The organism is Cryptosporangium arvum DSM 44712 (assembly GCF_000585375.1).
Classification (GTDB): domain Bacteria; phylum Actinomycetota; class Actinomycetes; order Mycobacteriales; family Cryptosporangiaceae; genus Cryptosporangium; species Cryptosporangium arvum.
Window position 1 is genome coordinate 1,373,592 of sequence record NZ_KK073874.1, and the last position, 22,961, is coordinate 1,396,552.

A 22,961-nucleotide genomic window follows, 5' to 3' on the forward strand; every position below is an offset into this window, starting at 1 on the left:
AATCCCTCACATCGGGCCCCGGTCATCCGGCCTCGGCGTCGCCGCGCTGCGCGGAGACGTGGAGAGATAGGTGCCGACCCGGGTGACGAGCATGGCCATCTCGTACGCGATGAGGCCCACGTCGGCGTCGGCGTCGCCCAGCACGGCGAGGCACGCGCCGCGCCCGGCCGCGGTGACGAACAGGAACGCCTGCTCCATCTCGATGATCGTCTGGCGGACGGCGCCGCCGCCGAAGTAGCGCCCGGCGCCACGGGCCAGGCTCTGGAACCCCGACGCGACGGCCGCGAGGTGCTCGCCGTCCTCGCGGCTCAGCCCGCGCGAGCCGCCGATCATCAGACCGTCGGACGACAGCAGAACCGCCCGTTGGGCGTGCGGAACCCGGTCGACGAGGTCGTCCAGGAGCCAGTTCAGTTCGCCGGTGGCTCTCGCCGTCTGCGTCATCGTTCACCCTCCAACGCGCCGGTGTTCGACCCTTGGCCGGCTGGTACCCCGTCCGGCTCGGATGCACTGTCTTGCGCCGCTGGGCCCGCCGGGTCGGACTCGGGGGCGATCGTACGCTCGGCATCCGACCGTCCTCGGACGGAGCCGCGCTGGTAGGACCCCATCACCGCGCGGATCTCCTCGGGCGAGCGCATCGTCGTCGGCTCGACCGGAGCCGGCGGAATCCCGGAGCCGGCTCGCAGCGGAGCCGCCAAACTTGCTTGACGGACGCGACGCGGGAGGCCGCCCGGGGTCGTCACGGCGGGCTCCGGGTCCGTCGGCTCCGGGCTCGGCGGGTCCGACGTGTCCGCCGGCTCGTCGGCGGGCCGGGCGCGGCTGGCGATCGGCGCTCGGGCCACGCCCCGCGGCCGCTGATCAGCCTGGTCGGGACCGAGGTCATCGGCGTCGGGTTCGACGCTCTCGGTCCGGGCGGGTGGCGCGTCCGGCGCGGACGGGCGGAGGCGCTCACGGCGGGGGAGCGGGCCCTGGGCCGTGAGGTGCTCCCAGCCGACACCCGGGTCACGCCGGGTCAACGGCGGCAACCCACCCGCCCCGGCCTCGGCCGGAGCGGCGTCGACCGGAGCGGCGTCGACCGGAGCGGCGTCGACCGGAGCCGGTTCGGCCCGGGCCGGTTCGACCGGATCGGGACCGGCCGGGGTGAAGTCGGCCTGGGTGAAGTCGGACGGGGCGAAAGCGGACGGGGCGAACGCGGACGGCCCGGATCCCGCGGGGGCGCGCAGCTCGTCGGCCGGTCGCAGCACGGTGTCGTCGGACAGCACGCTCCAGTCCGTGCCCCCGGACCACACGCTGGGGTCGAACACCGGCGGCGGTTCCACCGGAGCGTTCCCGTTCACCGCCTCCTCCGGCGCGCGATGCGCCCCACCCGGCTCCGCCGCGACCGTGAGCACCGGCGGCCCGACGGGCAGCTCCACCGCCTCCGCGGCGAGCGCCTCCGCCCGCATCGGTTCGCGCCGCTGCGTCGGGATCGCGCCTTCCGGCGCGACGATCATCGCGCCCGGCAGCAGCACGATCGCGGTCGTGCCGCCGAACGGCGACCCGCGCAGCACCACCCGGATGTCGTGCCGCCGCGCCAGCTGCCCGACCACGAACAGGCCGAGCCGCTCGCTCTGCAGCAGGTCGAACTCGGGTGGTTCGGCGAGCCGCTGGTTCACCGCCTCGAGCTGTTCGGGCGGCATGCCCAGCCCGCGGTCCTCGATCTCGATCGCGAACCCGGCCGGCACCAGCTCACCGGTCACGTGCACGGTGGTGTGCGGCGGCGAGAACGACGTCGCGTTCTCGATCAGCTCGGCCAGCAGGTGGATGACGTCGCTGACGCCCCGCCCGGCCAGCGATGCCCGCGGCGACCCCACCACCCGCACCCGCGCGTAGTCCTCGACCTCGGCGATCGCGCCGCGCATGACGTCGATGAGCGGCACCGGGTTGCGCCAGCCCCGGCCCGGCGTGGAGCCGGACAGGACGATGAGGTCCTCGGCGTGGCGGCGCATGCGGGTCGCGAGATGGTCGAGCGTGAACAGGTCCTCGAGCTCGTCGGGGTCCTTCTCCCGGCGCTCCATCGCGTCCAGCAGCGTCAGCTGGCGGTGGATGAGCGCCTGGCTGCGTCGGGCCAGGTTGAGGAACACCTCGCGCACACCGCGCCGGAGCTGGGCCTCCTCGATCGCGACCTCGACCGCGGTGGACCGCGCGGCGTCCATCGCCGACGCCACCCCTTCGATCTCCTTGATCGTGAAGCCGGTCATCGGCTGCACCTCGGCGTCGACGTCGACGCTCTCCCCGGAGCGGAGCCGCCGAACGACCGCGGGCAGCTCGTACGTCGCCAGGCTCTGCGCCGACCGCTGGACGCCGACCAGCTCACGCACCAGCGAACGTCCGATCCGGAGCGCCACGACGATCGACACGATCACCGCCACCAGGCCGAGGACACCGCCGACGGCGATCCGGATCAGCACCCAGGCCGCGGTCGGGATGAAGTCGTCGAAGAGCCGGTCGCTGACCTCGAGGCTGTAGTCGACCATCTGGCCCGACAGTGCGCGCGAGTTGTCGATCCAGTCGTCGGCGTCGATCGGCGGCGGGGCGTCGCCTGCTCCCGACCGCACGACCGAGTCCTCCGCCGCGGTGATCAGCCGGGCCGCAGAACCGCCGGTGACGTCGCGGTAGGCCTGCTGGTCGACCGGCTCGAGCTGGGGCAGGACGTCGGTGTAGAAGTGGCGCTGGGCGCCGATGAGCTGGACCGCCCGGGTGTACTCGTCGGCCTCGAAGCGGCCGCCGGCCGTCGCGCCGGCCAGCACCGCCATCTCCTCGCTCTGGGTCTCGATCGCGCTGGCCAGCTCCAGCGTGGCGTTCGCCCGGAGCGCGAAGTCGGAGACCGGCAGATGCGGGATCGTGGTGACGATCGGGAGCGTGAGGTCGAGTGCTCCGGTGAAGTAGTCGACGACGGCCAGCCGCGAGAGCGTGCGCCGATCGATCGCCGAGCGCCGGTCTTCGAGGTCGTCGAGCGCGTCGAGGAACGTGGTGACGCGGCTGCGCACGGCGTCGGTGTTGGCGCCGTCCACCGCCCGGTCGCGGAACCGGTTGAGGGCGCGGTCGGTGCGCGCCCGCTGCTCCCGCAGCGCCTCGGCGTTGCGTTCCGGCGCGGCCACCGCGATCACCGACTCCAGCCGCTCGGCCCGCAGCTCCCGGCCCAGCTCCTGCAGCGGGTCGACGACGTCCGAGACCTCGTCGTTGATCTTGAGCAGGTCGATGCCCTGGCCCAGGGTCGCGCTCGCGGCGATCGCCCAGAGCACCACGAGGGAGACGAACGGTAACGCGAGAAGCGTGATGAGTTTCGCCAGAACAGACCGGCTGCGGGACTTCATCGCACCTCGCACGGACGGGAGTGACCGCTCTGCCCGCCGTTCGGGGGCCACGGAATGGTCGTCCGGGAGGCGGTGCCGGGGAGGGCCGCGCCATTGCGTTGTTGCAGGACTTACCCGGAATGATCCTTCGGGCGGACGCTAGCAAAGTGACGGTTGGGGCGACAAGGATGTCTCCTATCAGGACCGTCAATACCCGTGGGGTGGAACGTCGAATATCCCCCGGTAACCCATCGATCGGTGGGATTCTGGGGTTAATCGCTCCCGGAAGGAGTCTTTAGTGACCCGTCCCGGTTTGATCGCCGCACTACTCGCCGCTGTGCTCACCACTACCGTCCTGGCCGGTTGCTCCGGTGACAATTCCTCCGACGACGACGGCACGCTCACCGTGTGGAGCCTGGAGAACCAGGCCGACCGCGTGGCCGCGACCCAGAAAGTGATCGCCGACTTCACCCGTAGCACCGGCATCGAGGTGAAGTACGTCGGCGTCGACGAGAACCAGTTCTCCAAGCTCGTCACCGCTGCGGCCGCCGGCGGTGACCTGCCCGACGTGATGGGCGCGCTCCCGCTCGCGGCGCTCTGGTCGTTGGACGCCAACGAGTTGCTCGACACCGGATCGGCCGGCGAGATCGTGGAATCGCTCGGCGCCGACACGTTCAACCGGCGGGCGCTCGCGCTCGCCAAGGACGGTGGCAAGGTGCTCGGCGTCCCCAGCGACGCCTGGGCGCAGTTGCTCTTCTACCGGACCGACCTGTTCACGAAGGCGGGCCTGACCGCGCCCACCACGTACGACGCCATCGCCGCCGCGGCGAAGAAGCTCACCAGCGGCAGCCAGGTCGGCATCACCGCGGCCACCGTCGCCAACGACGGTTTCACCGCCCAGACGTTCGAGCACATCGCGCTCGGCAACGGCTGCGAACTCGTCGACGACGGCGGGAAGATCACCGTCGGCAGCGACGAGTGCGTCGGCGCGTTCGAGTTCTACGACGACCTGATCAAGAACGCCTCGGTGAAGGGCGCGCAGAGCGTCGACTCGACCCGCGCCACCTACTTCTCCGGCCGCGCCGCGATGGTGATCTGGTCGTCGTTCCTGCTCGACGAACTGGCCGGGCTGCGGTCCGACGCGCTCCCGAACTGCCCGCAGTGCAAGAGCGACCCGGCCTACCTGGCCAAGAACACCGGCGTGGTCACCGCGATCAAGGGCCCCGACGGCCGGCAGCCGGCCCAGTTCGGCGAGGTCGTGTCGTGGGCGGTCAGCGCCACCGCGCAGACCGCGAACGCGAAGAAGTTCGTCGAGTTCATGATGGGCGACGGCTACACGCGCTGGCTCGGGCAGGCCCCCGAGGGCAAGGTGCCGGTCCGCACCGGCGACCCCACGAACAAGACCGCCTATGTGGATGCCTGGCGCAAGCTGCCGGCCGGCGTCGACAAGAAGGCACCGCTGGACACCGTCTATCCGGCGGCGCTCGTCGACCAGCTCGCCTCCTCGGTCGACACGTTCGGGCGCTGGGGCATCGAGCAGGGTGAGGGGCGGCTGGTCGGCGCCACGCTCGGTGAGCTGCCGGTGGCCAAGGCGGTGAACTCGATGACCAGCGGCCAACTCGACCCGGCCGCCGCCGCCGAGCAGTGCCAGGAACAGGTCGACGACATCAAGAAGAGCCTGGAGTGAGCGGCAGCCGGCAGCGCGGCGAGGCCCGCACGGGTTGGGCTCTGCTGACCCCGACGCTGCTCATCGTGCTGGTGGTGGTCGTCGCCCCGATCCTCTGGACGATCCTGCTGGCCTTCCAGCGGGTGCGGGTCATCGATCTGCGCCGCCGCGGGCTCATCGGCGAGTTCACGTTCCAGAACATCGAGCGGGTCTTCGGCAGCCCCGGGTTCTGGGACACGCTGTGGACGACGGTGGCCTACACCGTGTTCGGCGTCGCGATCTCGGTCGGGCTCGGGCTCGCCGCGGCGCTCGCGGTACGCCGTCCGTTCCGGGGCCGGACGTTCGTCCGCGCGTCGTTCCTGCTGCCGTACATCGCGCCGGTCGTCGGGGCCACGTTCGTCTGGCAGACGATGCTCAACCCCGAGTACGGCGTCCTCAACGCCTGGGGAACCCGGTTCCTCGGCTGGGACCGGCCGGTCGACTTCCTCAACGAGGTGTCCGGTTCACTGTTCGGGATCCCGGTGCCGACCGCTCTGGTCACCGTGATCCTGTTCGAGGGCTGGCGGTACTTCCCGTTCGCGTTCCTGTTCCTGCTCGCCCGGATGCAGGCGCTGCCGAGCGACCTCGAGGAGGCCGCGCTCGTCGACGGGGCGACGCCGACCCAGCGGTTCCGGCACGTCGTGCTGCCGCAGCTGCTGCCGGTGATCGCGGTGCTCACCGTGCTGCGCTTCGTCCTCACGTTCACCAAGTTCGACGACGTGTACCTGCTGACCGGCGGTGGCTCCGGCACCGAGGTCGTCAGCGTCCGGGTCTACGACTTCCTGACCAGCCGCGGTGACATCGGCGCCGCGTCCGCCGAGGCGCTGGTACTGGCCATCGCCCTGGCTGTCTTCGTCGGCATCTACCTGCGGCTGGTGAGGCGATCGTGACCCGGGACCGGATCGAGAACGTCGTGCTCGGCGTCGCGCGCTGGGTGACGATCGTCGTGCTGACCGTCGTCAGCCTGTTCCCGTTCTATTACATGGTGCTGCTCTCGGTGCGGCTCATCCAGGACGTGCAGCTCTCGCCGGCCTCGATCGTCATCAGCCCCGGTGAGATCGTCTTCGACACCTATCAGGAGGTGCTGCGGTCGGTCGACGCCGGTGGCCAGGGCTTCGTGCGGCTGATCGGGGTGAGCGCCGCGGTCTCGATCGCCACCGTGATCGTGACGCTCGCGGTGTCGGTCCCGGGTGCCTACGCGGTCACCCGGCTGCGGTTCGCCGGGCGTCGTCAGGTGGACGCGTTGTTCCTGGCGATCTACCTGTTCCCGGCGATCGTGCTGGCTATTCCGCTGTACGTGGTGCTGAGCCGGCTGGGGCTGCGCGGCTCGCTCGTCGCGTTGGTGCTGGTCTACGTCGCCCAGACCGTGCCGGTGACGCTCTACATGCTGCGCGGCTACTTCGAGACGATCCCGGTGAGCCTGGAGGAGGCGGCGCAGCTCGACGGGTGCGGGCGGCTCGGCGTGATCTGGCGGGTGAGCCTTCCGCTGTCCCGGCCGGCGCTGGCCGCCACCGCGCTCTACGTGTTCATGATCGCCTGGAACGAGTACCTGTTCGCGCTGCTGTTCCTGGTCGAGCGGCGGGACCGGTGGACGGTGTCGCTTGGCCTGTCGCAGCTCGCCGGCACGATCGAGATCCCGACGACCGTGCTGATGGCCGGGTCCGTGCTGCTCACCGCGCCGATCGTGGCGCTGTTCTTCGCCGGTGAGCGGCTGTTGGTCGAGGGCCTCACGGGTGGAGCCGAGAAAGGGTAGGTACTGTCCCGTACCGTGGCAGGCGATACAGCGGTACGCAGCGAAGACGCGTTCGACGTCGGCACCGTGCACGAGTGGCTGGCCGGACGCGTGGACGGCCTCGACGCCCCGCCGGAGGTGCGGCAGTTCTCCGGCGGTGCGTCGAACCTCACGTACCTGCTGCGCTACCCCGACCGGGAACTGATCCTGCGCCGCCCTCCGGCGGGCCGGAAAGCGTCGTCGGCGCACGACATGAGCCGCGAGTACCGCGTGCAGAAGCACCTGAAGCCGGTGTTCCGGTACGTGCCGGAGATGGTGGCGTTCTGCGACGACCACGACGTTCTCGGCGCCGACTTCTACGTCATGGAGCGGATCGTCGGCACGATCCCGCGCAAGGACTTCCCGCCGGAGGTCCAGCTGGACCCGGTGCAGGCACGCACGCTGGCCTTCACGGTCGTCGACACGCTCGTCGAACTGCACGACGTCGACCCGGCCGCGGCCGGCCTCTCCGACCTGGGACGCGGTGCCGGCTACGTCGAGCGTCAGGTCCGGGGCTGGTCCGACCGGTACCGCAAGGCGCGCACCTGGAACGTGCCGAAGGCCGAGAGCGTGATGGCCTGGCTCGACGAGCACCGGCCCGACGACGTCAAGTCGTGCCTCATCCACAACGACTACCGCCTCGACAACGTCGTGCTGGCGCCGGACGACCCACTGCGCGTGGTCGGCGTCCTCGACTGGGAGATGGCCACGATCGGGGATCCGCTGATGGACCTCGGCGGGGCGCTCGCCTACTGGATCCAGTCCGACGACCCTTACCTCTCCCAGCGCGCCCGGCGCCAGCCCACCCACCTGCCCGGGATGCCGACCCGGCGCGAGGTCGTCGAGTACTACTGCGACCGCGCCGGGCTCAGCTCGGCGAACTGGGCGTTCTACGAGGTCTTCGGGCTGTTCCGGCTGGCCGCCATCGCCCAGCAGATCTACTACCGCTACCACCACAAGCAGACCCGGAACCCGGCGTTCCGGCAGTTCTGGCTCAACGTCAACTACCTGGTGTGGCGTGCGCACAAGGCGATGCGCTGATGGCGGTCGTGTTGCTGGTGCGGCACGGCCAGGCGTCGTTCGGGGCCGCGGAGTACGACGAGCTCTCGGAGCTGGGCCGGGAGCAGTCCCGGATCGTCGGCGTGAACCTGGCGGCGCAGGACGTCCGGGTCGACCGGGCGGTCTCGGGCGGGTTGCGTCGCCAGCGTGACACCGCGGAGCTGTGCCTGACGGCGGCCGGCCGGGCGACCGACGTCCGCGTCGACCCGCGATTCGACGAGTACGACCACCTCGGCCTGGCCGCGCAACTGCACGACGGCCCGGTCCCGACGTCGTCACGCGACTTCCAGGCCGTGCTCGACGTCGCGCTCGAGCAGTGGGTCTCCGGAGCGATCGTCCCCGAGGGCATGCCGGCCTGGGGCGAGTTCTCGGACCGGGCGTGGGCCGGGCTGGACGAGTTCGTCACGGCGCTCGGCCGGGGCGGCTCGGGCGTGGTGTTCACGTCCGGAGGCGTCATCGCGGCGATCTGTGCCCGTCTGCTGGGACTCACGCCCGCCGGGTTCGTCGCGCTGCACCGCGTGGTGATCAACGGCGGCATCACCAAGGTCGTCGCCGGTCGGGGTGGAACCGCGCTGATCTCGTTCAACGAGCACTCCCACCTGCCCGCGGCGCAGGTCACCTATCGATGAAGTTGCAGGGGGCAACGCTAGCTACTGTTGCTCCTGTGGGGCAGGATGTCCGCCGGGGGAGAAGAGGGTTGGCTGGCAGTGGAAACCACGCACAAGGGAAAACGGCGCAAAGGGCGCGGCTGGCTCGCTTGGGGCTTACCGACGCTCATCGGTGCTGCGGTGCTCATCTCGGTGACCGCGCTGGTCCTCGGGCTCAAGGGCCTGTCCGACGCTGCCTGCGCGGCGGTCTTACCGCAGGCGTTGTCCGTGCCGGCCGCCGTGCCCCAACCCGGTGACAGCCGCTCCGGCCACACCACGTTCTTCGATCTCGCGGCCTCCGGCGGCTCCGGCTGCTCCTACGACGGCCCGCCCGCCGACGGCATGTACCTCGCGCTCGGGTTCGACGAGTTCGCCAACGGCGCCGCGTGCGGCACCTACTTCAACGTCACCGGCCCGAACGGCAACACGGTCCGGGTCCAGGTCGTCGACTCGTGCGCCCCGTGCGCTCCCGGCCACATCGACATGAGCGAGAAGGCGTTCTCGCAGCTCGCCGACCCCGAGGCCGGTGACGTCCAGGTGACCTACCGCGCGGTGGCCAACCCGTCGCTGCCCGGTTCGCTGAAGTTCAAGGCGCAGGAAGTCAGCGAGTACTACGTCGCGGTGCTGCCGATCAACCACGGAAACCAGCTCACCCGGGTCGAGATCAACGGCGGCAACGGCTGGCAGACCGGCACCCGCCGGGGTGACGGCTACTACACCGCCGACAACGCGGGCAGCGGGCCCTTCCAGATCCGGCTGACCGACATCCAGGGCCACACGACGACGGTCAGCGGCGTCGACCTCTCGGGTGGTTCGACCACGAGCACCGGCGTCTCGATGTACTCGGGCTCCGGCGGCGGACGCCAGACCACGACGACGAAGAAGTCGACGAAGTCCCCGTCGACGAGCGCCACGCCGAAGCCGTCGCACACGATCACCCTGCCCCCGGCGATCGGTGCCACCGACGCGCCGACGCCGTCGCAGCCGGCGGTCGGGCGTCCCGAGACCACGAACCTGGCCGACCCCAAGCAGTGCTGAACGTCCCGGCGTTGGCGCCGGGAGAGTGTCAGGTGTGGTGGGCCCGGCCGCTGACCGGTGATGTCCCGGGCGGGCTCGCGGCGCTGCTCGACCCGCTCGAGCAGGGTCGTCGTGCCGCCTACCGGCGCGACGCCGATCGGGCCCGGTTCACGGTCGCGGCGAGCCTGCTCCGCGTCGTCGGCGGCGCTCACCTGGGGTTACCGCCCGCGCAGGTGGCGATCACCCGGACCTGCCCGGACTGCGACCGCCCGCACGGACGTCCGGCGCTGCCGGTCGCCGGGTGGGAGTGCTCGGTGTCGCACTCCGGCGACCGGGTGGCGGTGGCCGTCGGGCGCACCGGCCCACTCGGGGTCGACGTGGAGGAAGCCGCGTCGCGCGCGAACGCCGGCCTCCGCGAGATGGTGCTCGCCGACGACGAACGCGGGGACGATTTCGTCACGTACTGGGTTCGCAAGGAGGCCGTCCTCAAGGCCACCGGCGAAGGGCTGCGTGTCGGCCTGACCGAGATCGTCGTCACCGCGCCCGACTCCGGCCCCGCGCTCGTGCGCGCCCACCGGGCCGATCTCCCCGCCCGCGCCACCCTCCGCACGCTCACGCCCGGTGACGGCTACCGCGCCTGCCTGGCCGCGCTGGACACCCCGGCGCTCACCGTGACCGAACTCGACGCGACGCCGCTCCTGATCGCGGCTGCGTCGGCGGGGTGACAGTGGCTGCGTCGGCTCGGCGACGATCGGGGCTGCGCGGGACGGCTACCGTCGGCCGGGTCGGCGCCGGTGGTGCGCCGCTGGCTCGAGAAGAGGCTCGGTGCGTCGGCCACTGCTGTTCACGTTCGTCGCGATCGTCGGTCTGGGGATCGGCGCCGGACTGGCGCTGTTCGAACCCTGGCGGATCTTCACCAGCACGACGGTCGAGGAGACGATCCCATCCGCCCCGGCCGGCACCGCGGCCCCGGCCGGCCAGAGCACCGAGACCACTGTGCTCGCCCGCGGCACGCTGATCACGCACGAGCACGAGACCACCGGCACGGTGGCGATCCTGCGCCTGCCCGACGGCAAGCGGATCCTCCGCTTCGAGGACCTGAGCACGTCCGACGGCCCCGACCTGCGTGTCTGGCTGAGCAACGCGAAGGTCGTCGAGGGCACCGCGGGCTGGACGGTGTTCGACGACGACAAGTACCTCGAACTCGGCGAGCTCAAAGGCAACAAGGGCAGCCAGAACTACTCGATCCCCGCCGACGCCGACTTGGAGACGCTCACCAGCGTCTCGATCTGGTGTGCCCGCTTCCACGTCTCGTTCGGTGCCGCCGAGCTGGCCGCCGCCTGATCGGGTGACCCGTCCTCCGAGGGTTCGGGCCGGGCGTGATCATCGCGCGCCGCAGGCGGAGACGTGGCCGCGGCCGCGGTGATCGCGGAACCGACGAGGGCGTAGCGGCCTTTGCCTTCGACCTTCGCGGCGTACATCGCGAGGTCCGCGGCGCGGAGGAGTTCGCCGACGCCGCCGTCGGTCTGGTTCACCGCGATCCCGACGCTGGCGCCGACACGCACGCGGTGCCCGTCGACCGTGGTGATCCCGGCGATCGTCGACACGATCCGTTCGGCCAGCTCGGTGCTGACCGACGGCGACGTCGTGCCCGGCAGCAGGACACCGAACTCGTCGCCGCCGAGCCGCGCGACGAGGTGGTCGTCGAGGCACTCACGCAGCCGGTCGGCGACCTTCGTCAACAGCGTGTCGCCGACGTCGTGCCCGTGCTGGTCGTTGACCGCCTTGAACCCGTCGAGGTCGACGTAGAGCACGGTGACCTCGTCGTCGTGCGCGGCGATCGCCTCCTCCACCCGCTGGTGGAACAGCACGCGGTTCGGCAGCTCGGTCAGCCCGTCGTGGAAGGCGCGGTGCCGGAGCTCCTCCTCGCGGCGGCGTAGCTTGGCGACGGTCGTGGCGAGCCGGGCGTTGAGCGTGACGTTCTCGCGCACCATGGTCAGCTGGCGGCCGAGCACGAGCATGACCAGCGCCGAGCAGCCGACCACGAGCACCGGGCCGATCCCACCGGTCGCGAAGTAGACCGCCTGCGCGGTGAAGATCGACAGGCTGAACGGGATGTACGGCAGCAGGGTGTAGGGCGGAACGGTGACCTGCTGCGGCTCGGTCCGAGGGTCGGTGGCGACCCACACGCCGCCCAGCAGCATCAGCATGTAGGAGAAGAACCAGACCAGGTTGACGGCGCCGTTGCTGCTGTAGTTGCCGAGGTGGTCGAAGAGCGCGTACGCCACGTCGCCGACCGCGGTGAGCAGGAAGCCGGCGCTGAGCAGCGAGAGCGGGGTGCGGGTGCCGGGAGCGCCCGCGCTCAGCACGAGCAGCACGACGGTGGCCATCATGACGTCGGTCACCGGGTAGGCGATCGAGATCGCCCAGTTGATCGGGGACTGCTGCTCGGCGGCGATCGGGCCGAGCACCATGCCCCAGCTGACCAGGAACAGCGAGCCGGCGATGATCACGCCGTCGAGGACCAGCCGCAGCGACACCGCCGGCAGCTGGGCGGCCAGCAGCGAGGTCAGGCCGAACAGCAGGATGGGGATCGCGGTCAGGTAGATGGCGTCGGTCGTCCGCGAGTACTGGTCGATGCCGCTGAGGTACCAGAGGAAGCTCGACGTGTTGCCGGCCGCCCACAGCGCGAGGCCGGCGGCCACCGCCGTCCAGCCGCGCCGGGACGTGCGGCGGGTGTGCCGGGCGGCCCAGGTGGCTCCGCCCGCGGCGGCGAAGCAGGCCACCGCGCCGCCGACCGCGGCGACCGCGGTGAACGCGTCGCTGTCGGAGACGAAGAACAGTGCGATCGCGTAGTACGCGGTGGCGAACGCCACGGCGGTCACCGCGAGTCGGCGACGTCGTTCCACTCGGCCTCCAGGAGTTCCGTCCGGTTCTCCTATCGGCGGTGGGGGGCGCCGCCTAAGGGCCGGTCGCGCCCTAGGAGCCGGGTGCGACCAGGCCGGTTTCGTACGCGAGTACGACGGCCTGGGCGCGGTCGCGGAGGTCGAGTTTGGCCAGGATGCGGCCGACGTGGGTCTTCACGGTCTGTTCGGCGACGACCAGGGTCGCGGAGATCTCGCCGTTCGAGAGGCCGCGGGCGATGAGCACGAGCACCTCGGTCTCCCGCGGGGTGAGCACACGCAGGCGCTCCGGCCGGGCGCGGTGGGTGGCCGGGCGGCGGGCGAAGTCGGCGATCAGCCGCCGGGTGACGCTCGGCGCGAGCAGCGCTTCGCCGGCCGTGACCACCCGCACCGCCTGGACCAGGTCGGCCATCGGCGCGTCCTTGAGCAGGAAGCCGCTCGCACCGGCGCGGAGCGCGGCGTAGACGTAGTCGTCGAGATCGAACGTCGTGAGCATCAGGACGCGCGGGGTGTCGTCGGCACGCAGGATCCGGTGGGTGGCTTCCAGCCCGTCCATGACCGGCATGCGGACGTCCATTAGCACCACGTCGGGCCGGACGCGACGCGTGAGCGACACCGCTTCGGCCCCGTCGGCGGCCTGACCGACGACCGTGAAGTCAGGCTGGGCGTCGAGCAGGGCCGCGAACCCCTGCCGGACCATGGCCTGGTCGTCGACGATCACTAGACGCACGGAGTCGCTCATTTCTCGGACGGCTCCAGTGGCAGGCGGGCGCGGACCGCGAAGCCGCCCTCGGGGGTGGGAGCCGCGCGGAGTTCGCCGCCGACGACGGTGGCGCGCTCGGTCATGCCGACGAGCCCGTGCCCGGCGGAGTGGGGTTCGGCCTGCTGGGCGCCCTTCCCGTTCACCACGGTGATCTCCAGCGCGTCGGCGGTATAGGCGAGCGTGACCCGCGCCGAGGCGCCGGGGGCGTGCCGAGCGGCGTTGGCCAGCGACTCCTGCACGATCCGGTAAGCCCCCACGTCGACGCCGGGGCGCGGCTTGCGCGGCTCACCGGTGCGGGTGAACTCGACGTCCGCGCCGGCCCGGACCGCCCCCGCGATCAGCTCGGGCAGGTCGTCGCACCCGGGCTGCGGCCGGAGATCGGCGGAGATCTCCTCGCTGCGCAGCACCCCCAGCAGCCCGCGGACCTCGTTCAGCGCCTCCCGCGCGGTGGTGCTGATCGCGGCGAAGTCCGCGGTGGCCTCGGGTGAGAGGCCGGCCAGCCGGTAGGGGGCCGTCTCGGCCTGCACCACCACCATCGACATGTGATGCGCGACGACGTCGTGCAGATCGCGGGCGATCCGAGCCCGTTCCTCCAGCACGGCGGTACGCGCCTTCTCGGCCTCGGTGAGCTCCCGCTCCCGCCCCAGCGCCGTCCGCGTGCGACGCAACGTCCGGCCCACGTCGGCCACGATCGGGATCGCGACGAGCAGCACGATCCAGCCGGCGCGCGCGTCCGCGTTCGCGTACGCCCAGAACAGCCCGGGTGCGATGACCCAGGCCCAGGCTGCTTGTCGCCGCGGCGCGCGGGCACTGATGTTCGCGTACGCGGCGATCAGCGTGAAACCCAGCAGCGGCGGCCACTGCCACGGATCGTCGTCGAGCACCTCGAAGGTGTTGGGTAGTACCAGCGCGAGCGCCGCGGCCGTGTACCAGGCCGCGACCGGATGGCCGCGGAGCAGCCAGAAGGCCAGCGCCATGGCGCCCGCGACCCCGATCAACCAGACCGAGTCGATCTTGAGCACGGTCGGGGCGCCGGCGAGGGCGAGCGGTAGGTACGCGCCGAGGGTGATCAGCACCCAGAGAGGGCTGCGGGCCCACCGGGGCAGCCGGGCCGGGTTCGGTAAGCGCACGGGGTGAGCGTAGGTGGGTGGGGGTGGCCGGGTCGTCATACCGCCGACGGTGTTCCGAAGGGGTACTCCGGTATGACGCCGGCTCTGTCGCCCGGGGTGGGCGCCGCGTCCGGGAGCTCACGGCGGGACCTACCAGCGGGTGACGTCCGCGCGATGTCGCTCCGGCGGACTACGCGCGAGATCACGCCTCGGCCGGACGACCGCTCGGGTTCCCGCTTCTAGCGTCCTGACCAGCGGGGACACGCTGTTCCCGGAGGGGAAGGGCGACATGGGACGGCGAGTGTGGACGGTCCTGCTGGCGACTGGACTGACCGGCGTCCTCTGCGGCGACGCCACCCCGACGAACCCGCCCGACCACCGCGACTCCCCCGCCGGAATCGCCGTCCGCGTCTTGACCGCCGCCACCACCCCGGCGGACGGCGCTGCCCCGTCGGAGTCGCATTCGTCCGCGGCCGAGCCGGCTCGTGCGGTGACCACAGAAGCCCGCCGGGACTCCGCCGAGGGCGGCTCGAGCGTTCCGCCTCCGCACCAGGCCCGTCCCACCGAGGGAGCCCCCGCGAAGGAGCCCTCCGCGAGGAGGGTCGCTGTGGAGGAGGTCCCTGGGAAGTCGGCACCTGGGAAGTCGGCATCTGGGAAGTCGGCTCCTGGGAGGTCGGCTCCTGTTGGAGGAGCGGACGGCGTGCCTGGTGGGGCTCTGGTGCCGGGGGACTTCGGGGAGGTGATGGGGTACTGGCCGGTGCGGGAGCACGGAAACTGGGTGACGCCGGAGGGGGCTTGTTCGGCGCCAACCGGGGCCACGCGGTACGACTTCTCGGGGGCGTGCAAGGCACACGACCTGGGCTACGACCTGCTGCGCTACGCGGCACGGATCGGGGAGCCGCTCGGACCGTGGGCGCGCGAGGCGGTCGATGCGGCGTTCGGTCGGGCGATGGAGGCCCGATGCCGGGCGGTGGGCGGATCGGGCTCGTGCCGTGCTGCGGCGGCGGTGTACCACGGGGTGGTCGTCGCGAACTCCTGGCGACAGGATTGGCGGGAGCCCCGTCCGGAGCCGTGGGTGCCGTGGGTGTTCGTCGCGCTGGCGTTGACACTCGCGCCGGTGGCGGTGAACGCGGTGAGCGCCCATCTGGACCGTGTGTCGCAACGACGCGACGGTTAGGTGCGTACGTTTTGTGACTATTTGTGCAGTACCGTGGGGAAGATGAGGAGGCTCGGAGCGGCGTGCGTGAGTGCCGGTATCGCCACGGTGTTGCTGTGTGGACCGGCGGCGCCGGCGATGGCCGACGACGGGTGGGGACCGCGGTGGGACGCCCCGAGTGACTGGGAGGTGCCTCGGTACGGCACCGACTCGTGGCCGTACGACCAGGGCTGGCCGGGCGACTGGTCCGGACCCTGGGGAGAGGCGCCGCAGCCGCAGCAGGATTGGCGCCGGGCTCCTGGTGCGCCGGCCGGACAGTCGGGGCAGCGGCGGAGTGGCACCGCTCAGCAGTCCACCGAGCGCACCCGAGCCGCCGCCCAGCAACGAGCCGCCGCCCAGCAACGAGCCGCCGCCCAGCGCCGAGCGGCCGCCCGCGCCGCCGCCCAGCGGCAGGCCGCCGCTCGCACGGCGGCCCAGCAGCAGGCGGCCCAGCAGCAGGCGGCCCGACGGCAGGCGGCGCAGCGGCAGGCGGCGCAGCGGCAGGCGGCCGAGCAGCAGGCGGCCCGACGGCAAGCGGCGCAGCGGCAGGCGGCGCAGCAGCAGGCGGCCGCTCGCACTGCGGCCCAGCGGGAAGCCGACGCGCGGACGGAAGCCCAGCAGGCCGCGGCCCAGCGGCAGGCGCAGCGGACCGCCGGGGAACGGACCGCCGGGGAACGGACCGCGGGGGAGCGGGCGGCGGGTCAGCGGCCCGGGCAGTGGAGCCAGCAGCGGGATGCGGCTCAGCGCTCGGCCGCTCGCCGGGCGGACGTGGAAGCCCAACGCGCCGAGACGCAGCGGGTGCGGGCTCAGCGCGCGGCTGCGCGTCGGGCCGAGGCCCAGCGTGCGGCGGCCGCTCGTCGGGTGGCCGAGCAACGCGCCGCCGAGATGCGCACCGACGAGGACAGCCCGGCCGCCGACACCGCGGTCCGCCTCCGCGAAGCCGCCGAACGCGCCGCCGCCCAGCGTGCGGCCGCCCAGCGCGCGGCCGCCCAGCGCGCCGCCGCCGAACGCGCCTCGGCCCAGCGCGCCTCGGCCCAGCGCCAGGCCGAACAACGCGCCGCCGAACAACGAGCTTCCGCCCAGCGCGCTGCCGAACAACGCGCTGCCGCACGGCGCACACAAGAACAACGCGCCGCCGCCGAACACCGCGCCGCCGAACAGCGCGCCGCCGAACGAGTCGCTCAACAGACCGAAATAGCGCCCCCCGCCGGCCAAGCAGTCGTACCGCAGGACCAACAAGGCATAGCCCCCGCCGCCCCCGAACAACCAGCTCCGGGCGTCGAGGCCCCCACCCGCGCACCCAGCCTCGAAACAGCTCGCCCCATGGCGTCAGAATCCGGAACGGGAACCGACGGCGGGCCGGTCGCCGGGCGACCGGAGTACCCCGGCGGGCCGGTGGCCGAGAACATTTTCCCGGTCGCGCCGGACCCGACGCCGGTCGCCACCCCGGTGACACCGGTCAGCCAGCGCCTACCGGTGGGGCTGCAGATCGGTGTCGCGCTGCTGTTCCTGTACCTGGTGCTCGTCTACTTCGACCGGCGCTTCCTGCTGGTGCGGCGCCGGCCCGAGGCCGAACCCCAGGACGTAGGGCTCGACCTGGTCCAGGACCACGTGCACGACCGCTAGGCCGCCTGCTGTCGGTGGCCCGCCGCCGCCTGGCGTCGGTGGCACGCCCTCAAGTGGCTGCCGACGAGCGCGGGGAGCCCGGAGCGGACGCACGCGTCGGCGCCGGCTTCGAGTACCTCGACCACCTGCTCGGCGGTGGCGTACGGGTCGACGACGCCGACGACCGGCGTGCCGGGGTGCTGCCGGACCGCGGCTCGGACGCGCGCGCCGCTGGCACCCCCGATCACGAGCAGGTCGGTGTGGTCGACGTCGGCGAGGTCAGCGCTCTCGACGCGCCAGTGCGGCGGCAGCTGATCGGCGAGTGACGCGGCGGTGCCCGGGGTGCCGACGACGGTTACGAGGACCGCGGTCTCGATGCTCGTGAGTGTCATGTTTCCTTTTTCGGACCGGAGCCTGAGGCTGCGCTGAACGGAGCATGTGCGTGTTCTGTGAGACCCCGTCGTTACGGTGGCCCCGTGCGGAACGTGTTGATCGATCGGCTGCTGCGGCTTCCCGGGAAAACTCGCCGCTTCCGGGTGGAACGAAACCTCCGAATACCGATGTCCGACGGCGTGGAGCTCCTCGCCGACCGCTATGCGCCGGAAGTGGGCGGTCCGGCGCCGGTGGTGCTGGTCCGCACGCCCTACGGCCGCGGTCGGCAGCTGGCCCTGTTCTACGGTGCGCCGTTCGCCGCCCGTGGTCTCCAGGTGGTGGTGCAGGGTGTGCGGGGCACGTCCGGGTCCGGCGGGCTCTTCGAGCCCTTCCACCACGAGAAGGACGACGGGCTGGCGACGCTGAGCTGGCTGCGCGAACAGCCGTGGTGCGACGGGCGGGTCGCGATGATGGGGTCGAGCTACCTGGGTTTCACGCAGTGGGCGCTGGCGCCGTACGCCGATCCGCCGCTGGCCGCGCTGTGCCCGGCGATCACCGCGTCGGAGTTCACCAGCTCGACGTACCTCGGCGGTGGGGTGGGCCTGCGTGGCGCGTACGAGTGGGGGATGGGGGTGGCGCAGCCGGGCCGGTTCCGCGGGCGCCGCAACCGGCGGGCGATGAGCCGGTTGCCGCTGGCGAGCATCGGCACGGTCAGCTCCTACTGGCAGGAGGTCGTCGCGCACGACGATCCCGGCGACGACTTCTGGGCCCCGGTCGACCACTCGGCGGGCGTGTCCTCGGTGACGGCGCCGGTCTCGATGTACACGGTCTGGTGGGACATCTTCCTGCTCAACCAGCTGCGTGACGTCGTCGCCCAGCAGAAGGCCGGCCACTCACCCCGGCTCACGATCGGCCCCGGCGCCCACGCCGAGCTCCGGGGTGCGCTGGCCGCGAGCCGGGACGCCTTCGAACACCTCTCCACGGTGCTCCTCGGTGCACCGGCACCCGAGCGCGCGCCGGTGCGGCTCTGGCTCCAGAACGGCGACCGCTGGCTCGACGCCGAGCGGTGGCCACCGCCGAGCGCGCCGGTGACCTGGCACTTCGGGAGCGGCCAGCTGGCCGCCGACCCGGTGGACCAGGCGCCGCAGGTCACGTTCTACGACCCGGCCGATCCGACGCCCACCGTCGGCGGCCCGGTGATCGGCCGGGACGCCGGTGCGGCCGACAACCGGGCGGTCGAGGCCCGCGCCGACGTGCTCAGCTACACGAGCGCGCCGCTGAAGTCCGATCTGGACCTGGTCGGGGAGCTGAGCGCGATGGTGCGGGTGCGCAGCGAACCGGGCCACGCCGACGTCTTCGTCCGGCTCTGCGACGTCGAACCGTCGGGCCGATCGATGTCGATCTCCGACGGTTTCGTCCGGCTGCGTCCGGGCTCGCCGCTCGAGGTGCCGGTGGAGATGCGGCCCACCGCGTACCGGGTGCGAGCGGGGCACCGGCTGCGGATGTCGGTCGCGGGCGGGGCGTATCCGCGGTTCGCCCGCAACCTCGGCACGGGCGAACCGGCGGCCACCGCGACCCGCATGGTCAAAGCCCGCCGCGAAACCTTCGGCGGCTCGGTGACCCTCCCGGTGTACCAGCAGGCGCGCCCCGCCTAGCCCCAGAACCCCGCGTGCACCGCGCGGGCTTCGGGGAGGTCCACCGGGCCGTCGACCGTGATCTCGCGCTGCCCGCGCGCGAACACCTCCCGGCACGGCAGCGACAGCGTCGGGTTCTCCGGGTCCGCGCCGGTCATCTCCCCGAGCGCGTCCTCGCCCAGCGCGTACACCACCCGGCCGATGCCGGCCCAGTAGATCGCTCCGGCGCACATCGCGCACGGCTCGGTGCTGGTGTAGAGCGTGAACTCGGCCAGTTCCGACGGCGCGAACCGCCCGGTCGCCTGGCGCACCAGGTTCGTTTCGGCGTGTCCGGTCGCGTCCCGGCCGGTCACCACGCTGTTCTCGGCGGCCAGCACCTGGAGGCCGCTCGCGTCGACGAGCGTGGCTCCGAACGGGTGGTTGCCGTTCACCCGCGCGTTGCGCGCCACCGAGATCGCGGTGCGCAAGTGGTCGGTGTCGACGTCGGTGATCGTCATGGCGTCATTGTCCTCCTGCCACTAGGTGTCAGGAATTACCGCCAGGCTCACGGTCAACCAGTTCTAGGGAGCCGCTCATGACCCGCGCCACCGCGTCGTTCACCGTCGACAGCTTCGACCCCGTCGGCGAGCCCGACGGCATCATCTCGTCGGTCGTCCTCACCAAGACGTTCACCGGCGACGTCGAGGCGACGAGCACGGTCCGGATGACCGCCGCCGCCCAGACCGCCTACGTCGCGCTCGAGCTGATCACCGGCACCCTGCACGGCCGGAAAGGCAGCTTCGTGCTGCTGCACGCGGCCACGCCCGAGGACACCCGCTGGGTGATCGTCACCGACTCCGGTACCGACGAGCTGACCGGCTTGTCCGGCACCGCGGTGCTCGTGCGTCACGACGACGGTTCCCACACGTTCACTGTGGATTACGACCTTCCGAAGTGAGCGGGGGTTTACGGTGGGGAGGCCGCCGACGAGGAGGTCAATGATGACCGTCACCGCCGCCACCGGAAGCACTCTCCCGCAGCTGGCCGAACGCTCCTGGGAGAGGCTCGGCCAGGAGAGCGTCCAGATCTTCGAGGGCCGTACCTGGACGGCCGCCGAGCTCGGGGCCCGGTCCCGCCGATTCGCGGCGGGCCTGCTCGCCGCCGGCCTGCGCCCGGGCGACCGGGTGGTCGTGTGCATGGCCAACTGCCCCGAGGTGGGCGTCGCCTATCACGGCATCTGGTGGGCCGGTGGCGTCACGACCCCGGTGTTGTTCCTGCTCAGCGACGCCGAGATCGCGCACATCCTGCGCGACAGCGAGGCCGCGTTCGTCATCACGACGCCGGAGTTCCTCCCCAAGATCCAGAACGCGGCGGCGGGCATCCCCACCGTGCGCGGCATCATCGTGGCGGGCGAGGGCTCGGGCGCCCTGGATTTCGCGGAGCTGGAAGCCGGAGACGAGGCACCCCAGGTCTCCCGCGTCCCCAGTGACCTCGCCGGCCTCCTCTACACCGGCGGTACCACCGGCCGCTCGAAGGGCGTCATGCTCACGCACGACGCGATGTCGGCCGCCGCCTGGGCGATGGTGCACAACTCCGACGAGGACGACGATCTGCAGGTGGCGCTCCTCCCGCTGCCGCTCTCGCACGTCTACGGGCTCACGGTCAGCGTCACCGCGGTGCACGCCACCACCCCGCGGACCGGTGTGCTGATGCGGTGGTTCGATCCGGTCGGCTGGCTGCAGCTCGCCGAGCGGCACCGCGCGCAGCTCGGCGCGGTCGTTCCGAGCATGCTGCAGCTGGTCATGGCCCAGCCGATGGAGGATTACGACCTCTCGTCGCTGCGCCGGATCGCCAGCGGCGGCGCGCCCCTCCCCGCCCAGGTCGCGGCGGATTTCGTCAAGAGGCTGCCGCAGGTGGAGGTGTACGAGGGCTACGGCTGCTCGGAGCTCGCCGGTGGCATCACGGCCGGGAAGCCCGGCCGGCCCGTCCCGGTGGGCAGCGTCGGCGTCCCGATGCCGAACATCGAGATGAAGATCGTGCGCCCTGACGGCACACCCGTCGACCCGGGTGAGGACGGCGAGATCTGCGCCCGCGGCCCGATGATGATGTCCGCGTACTGGAACGCCACCGACGAGACCGCGCACGCGATCCAGGACGGCTGGTTCCACACCGGCGACATCGGTCACCAGGACGCCGAGGGCAACCTGTTCGTCGTCGACCGGATCAAGGACCTGATCATCCGGGACGGCTTCAACGTCTACCCGCGGGACGTCGAGGAGGCCATGCTCACGCACCCCGACGTGGCGCTGTGCGCGGTGGTCGGCCGGCCCGACCCGCGTCGCGGCGAGGAGGTCGTGGCGTTCGTGCAGCTCGGTCCGGGTGCGACGGTCACCACCGAGGAGCTGATCGAGCACGGGAAAGCACGGCTCGCCGCCGTGAAGTACCCCCGTGACGTCCGGATCGTCGAGCAGATCCCGCTGACCAGCGTCGGCAAGCTCGACCGCAAGACGCTCCGGCGGAAGCTCAGCTGACCCAGGCGCTGCCGACGCGGAGCATCGGACCGGCGAGGCTCCGCGCGGCCGGTTCGCTGCTGATGCCGACCTCGTCGAGCAGTTCGCTCACGCACGCCACGTCCGCGGCCACGCCGGCCACCAGCGACGCCACGTCGTCCATGCCCGCGGCGCGCGGGCACACGTCGATCTCGACGTGGGGGAAGTCGGCGAAGCCGGTCTCGGCCAGCACCGCGTCCACGGTCGCGCGCAGCACCCCGCTGGTGGGGCGCAGCGGGGAATCCGGGCGGGCGTGCAGCGGCAGGTGCCGGCTGATCCGCCACGGACCGGCGCCCGGCAACCACGTCAGCGCGTACGGCAGGTCGTCGGCGGCGCGGGTCAGGCCGTCCGCGCCGCGCTCACGCACCGGCTGCGCGACGTCCGAGGTCAGCGCGGTGAGCGCGCGGCGGGTGGCCGGATCACGCGGATCGTCGACCTGAAGCGCGGTGGCCGCCTGCACCTTCTGCACGGTCAGGCCGGCCCGGTACACCGCGGAGATCGCCGCGGCCGGATCCACGAACGAGACCGCCAGCGCGCACGTGTCGACGCACACCCCGACGTACTCCGGATCGACCCGCCCGGCCAGCCAGCGGACGGCGTCGAGCACGGTGTCGAACCGGAACCCCGGTGCGGGCTCGAACGCCAGCGTCACCGGCCGCCCGTTCTCCCCGTCGAGAGCCCGTAACCGCTCGACGAGCAACCCCAGGTACGCGGCCGCGGTCGCGTCGTCGGCGACCGACCACGGCGTCCGCCAGCCGAGCGGCACGGTGCCGATCGTGCCGTACGCGAACCGGTCGGGCAGCAGGTCGGCCAGGACCGTCGCGCAGTCGATCGAGTACCGCAGGCGCGCCGGGTCGTTCCAGCGCGGCGACTCGCTCCCGGTGTTCAGCGTGACGACTTCCAGACCCCGCGCGTCGAGTTCGAGCCGGAGCCGGCGGCGAGCCGACCGGTCCGACGCGAGGCCCGCGGCGACGAACGTCGGCAGCCGCAGCCCGAGTCCGAGCCGCTCCAGCGGCACGGATCGCCGGATCGGCTCCGCGTAACGGTCGAGCTGCGCGACGACATCACCGAGGTCGGAGGCCGGGTGAATATCGGCACAGTACGAGAGCGGCCCGTCGGTCATCAGCCGTCCGATCGACCGGCGCCGTTACTCAACGGTGCGCCGCCTAACCACGACGTCATCGATGTCCTTTACAAAGAGTGAATAAAGGATCTTTCGTCACCTGGGAGCAGCACCATATCGGATCGGCGAGGGCGGTATCCATACTCGGTGATCGATCAGTCACCGAGAGGGTGCCTAGTGGGGCCGGTGTGACAGGAG

General features: G+C 72.0%; 21 protein-coding genes. 13 read left to right on the forward strand and 8 right to left on the reverse strand.

The features are described from left to right. Window positions 1-6: 6 nt before the first annotated feature. Both CRYAR_RS06320 and CRYAR_RS06325 read right to left on the reverse strand, forming a co-directional pair. Complete coding sequence (locus CRYAR_RS06320) at window positions 7-441, reverse strand: roadblock/LC7 domain-containing protein (protein WP_035849027.1); 435 nt, start codon at window positions 439-441, stop codon at window positions 7-9. Continuing rightward, window positions 438-3,353, reverse strand: a complete 2,916-nt coding sequence (locus CRYAR_RS06325) for a sensor histidine kinase (RefSeq protein ID WP_035849029.1) — start codon at window positions 3,351-3,353, stop codon at window positions 438-440. The genes CRYAR_RS06320 and CRYAR_RS06325 overlap by 4 nt, the downstream gene beginning before the upstream one ends. A gap of 277 nt (window positions 3,354-3,630) precedes the next feature. Between CRYAR_RS06325 and CRYAR_RS06330 the strand changes: the two genes are divergently transcribed. The 8 genes from CRYAR_RS06330 to CRYAR_RS06365 all read left to right on the forward strand — a co-directional run bounded on the left by CRYAR_RS06330 (window position 3,631) and on the right by CRYAR_RS06365 (window position 10,875). Further along, on the forward strand, window positions 3,631-5,019 hold the full coding sequence (locus CRYAR_RS06330; protein WP_035849030.1) for an ABC transporter substrate-binding protein: 1,389 nt from the start codon (window positions 3,631-3,633) through the stop codon (window positions 5,017-5,019). After that, complete coding sequence (locus CRYAR_RS06335; RefSeq protein ID WP_084700158.1) at window positions 4,977-5,927, forward strand: carbohydrate ABC transporter permease; 951 nt, start codon at window positions 4,977-4,979, stop codon at window positions 5,925-5,927. The genes CRYAR_RS06330 and CRYAR_RS06335 overlap by 43 nt, the downstream gene beginning before the upstream one ends. Continuing rightward, a complete protein-coding gene (locus CRYAR_RS06340) occupies window positions 5,924-6,790 on the forward strand; it encodes a carbohydrate ABC transporter permease (RefSeq protein ID WP_035849035.1) in 867 nt (288 codons plus the stop codon). Before CRYAR_RS06335 ends, CRYAR_RS06340 begins: the two co-directional genes overlap by 4 nt. A 15-nt stretch (window positions 6,791-6,805) precedes the next feature. Further along, complete coding sequence (locus tag CRYAR_RS06345; protein ID WP_211247289.1) at window positions 6,806-7,849, forward strand: phosphotransferase family protein; 1,044 nt, start codon at window positions 6,806-6,808, stop codon at window positions 7,847-7,849. After that, window positions 7,849-8,496, forward strand: a complete 648-nt coding sequence (locus CRYAR_RS06350) for a histidine phosphatase family protein (RefSeq protein WP_035849041.1) — start codon at window positions 7,849-7,851, stop codon at window positions 8,494-8,496. Before CRYAR_RS06345 ends, CRYAR_RS06350 begins: the two co-directional genes overlap by 1 nt. A gap of 78 nt (window positions 8,497-8,574) precedes the next feature. Next, complete coding sequence (locus tag CRYAR_RS06355) at window positions 8,575-9,552, forward strand: expansin EXLX1 family cellulose-binding protein (protein ID WP_169745004.1); 978 nt, start codon at window positions 8,575-8,577, stop codon at window positions 9,550-9,552. Window positions 9,553-9,563: 11 nt separating this feature from the next. Next, window positions 9,564-10,256 carry a 4'-phosphopantetheinyl transferase family protein gene (locus CRYAR_RS06360; RefSeq protein ID WP_035860976.1) on the forward strand — a complete coding sequence of 231 codons (693 nt, stop codon included), beginning with the start codon at window positions 9,564-9,566 and terminating at the stop codon, window positions 10,254-10,256. A 100-nt stretch (window positions 10,257-10,356) separates the two neighbouring features. Beyond that, on the forward strand, window positions 10,357-10,875 hold the full coding sequence (locus CRYAR_RS06365) for a DM13 domain-containing protein (protein ID WP_211247290.1): 519 nt from the start codon (window positions 10,357-10,359) through the stop codon (window positions 10,873-10,875). Here CRYAR_RS06365 and CRYAR_RS06370 read toward each other — a convergent pair. The 3 genes from CRYAR_RS06370 to CRYAR_RS06380 all read right to left on the reverse strand — a co-directional run bounded on the left by CRYAR_RS06370 (window position 10,770) and on the right by CRYAR_RS06380 (window position 14,327). Then, window positions 10,770-12,440: a GGDEF domain-containing protein gene (locus CRYAR_RS06370; RefSeq protein ID WP_157017419.1), complete on the reverse strand. Its 1,671-nt coding sequence runs from the start codon at window positions 12,438-12,440 to the stop codon at window positions 10,770-10,772. The genes CRYAR_RS06365 and CRYAR_RS06370 overlap by 106 nt on opposite strands. A 70-nt stretch (window positions 12,441-12,510) precedes the next feature. Then, a complete protein-coding gene (locus CRYAR_RS06375) occupies window positions 12,511-13,176 on the reverse strand; it encodes a response regulator (RefSeq protein WP_035849045.1) in 666 nt (221 codons plus the stop codon). After that, window positions 13,173-14,327, reverse strand: coding sequence for a sensor histidine kinase (locus CRYAR_RS06380; RefSeq protein WP_051569829.1), 1,155 nt, complete (start codon window positions 14,325-14,327; stop codon window positions 13,173-13,175). Before CRYAR_RS06380 ends, CRYAR_RS06375 begins: the two co-directional genes overlap by 4 nt. 679 nt (window positions 14,328-15,006) lie before the next feature. Between CRYAR_RS06380 and CRYAR_RS42790 the strand changes: the two genes are divergently transcribed. Next, a complete protein-coding gene (locus CRYAR_RS42790) occupies window positions 15,007-15,483 on the forward strand; it encodes a phospholipase A2 (protein ID WP_211247291.1) in 477 nt (158 codons plus the stop codon). Window positions 15,484-15,525: 42 nt separating this feature from the next. Next, window positions 15,526-17,127 (forward strand): hypothetical protein, encoded by a 1,602-nt coding sequence (locus CRYAR_RS42795; protein ID WP_157017422.1) that lies wholly within the window; start codon window positions 15,526-15,528, stop codon window positions 17,125-17,127. Here CRYAR_RS42795 and CRYAR_RS06395 read toward each other — a convergent pair. Next, complete coding sequence (locus tag CRYAR_RS06395) at window positions 17,124-17,498, reverse strand: hypothetical protein (protein ID WP_051569832.1); 375 nt, start codon at window positions 17,496-17,498, stop codon at window positions 17,124-17,126. The two genes, CRYAR_RS42795 and CRYAR_RS06395, sit on opposite strands and share 4 nt — an antisense overlap. An 84-nt stretch (window positions 17,499-17,582) precedes the next feature. Here CRYAR_RS06395 and CRYAR_RS06400 point away from each other — a divergent pair, with 84 nt between their 5' ends. After that, the gene (locus tag CRYAR_RS06400; RefSeq protein ID WP_035849047.1) at window positions 17,583-19,133 is read left to right on the forward strand and encodes a CocE/NonD family hydrolase; all 1,551 of its coding nucleotides are present in this window, start codon (window positions 17,583-17,585) and stop codon (window positions 19,131-19,133) included. On the opposite strand, the gene CRYAR_RS06405 is transcribed toward CRYAR_RS06400, so the two are convergent. Then, window positions 19,130-19,609 (reverse strand): nucleoside deaminase, encoded by a 480-nt coding sequence (locus CRYAR_RS06405; protein ID WP_035849048.1) that lies wholly within the window; start codon window positions 19,607-19,609, stop codon window positions 19,130-19,132. The genes CRYAR_RS06400 and CRYAR_RS06405 overlap by 4 nt on opposite strands. A 77-nt stretch (window positions 19,610-19,686) precedes the next feature. Here CRYAR_RS06405 and CRYAR_RS06410 point away from each other — a divergent pair, with 77 nt between their 5' ends. After that, the gene (locus CRYAR_RS06410) at window positions 19,687-20,049 is read left to right on the forward strand and encodes a DUF3224 domain-containing protein (RefSeq protein WP_035849050.1); all 363 of its coding nucleotides are present in this window, start codon (window positions 19,687-19,689) and stop codon (window positions 20,047-20,049) included. A gap of 43 nt (window positions 20,050-20,092) precedes the next feature. Further along, on the forward strand, window positions 20,093-21,622 hold the full coding sequence (locus CRYAR_RS06415; RefSeq protein WP_051571942.1) for a class I adenylate-forming enzyme family protein: 1,530 nt from the start codon (window positions 20,093-20,095) through the stop codon (window positions 21,620-21,622). Here CRYAR_RS06415 and CRYAR_RS06420 read toward each other — a convergent pair. Continuing rightward, entirely contained in the window at window positions 21,615-22,763 is a 1,149-nt protein-coding gene (locus tag CRYAR_RS06420; RefSeq protein ID WP_051569833.1) for a TIM barrel protein, read from the reverse strand. The two genes, CRYAR_RS06415 and CRYAR_RS06420, sit on opposite strands and share 8 nt — an antisense overlap. Window positions 22,764-22,961 lie beyond the last annotated feature (198 nt).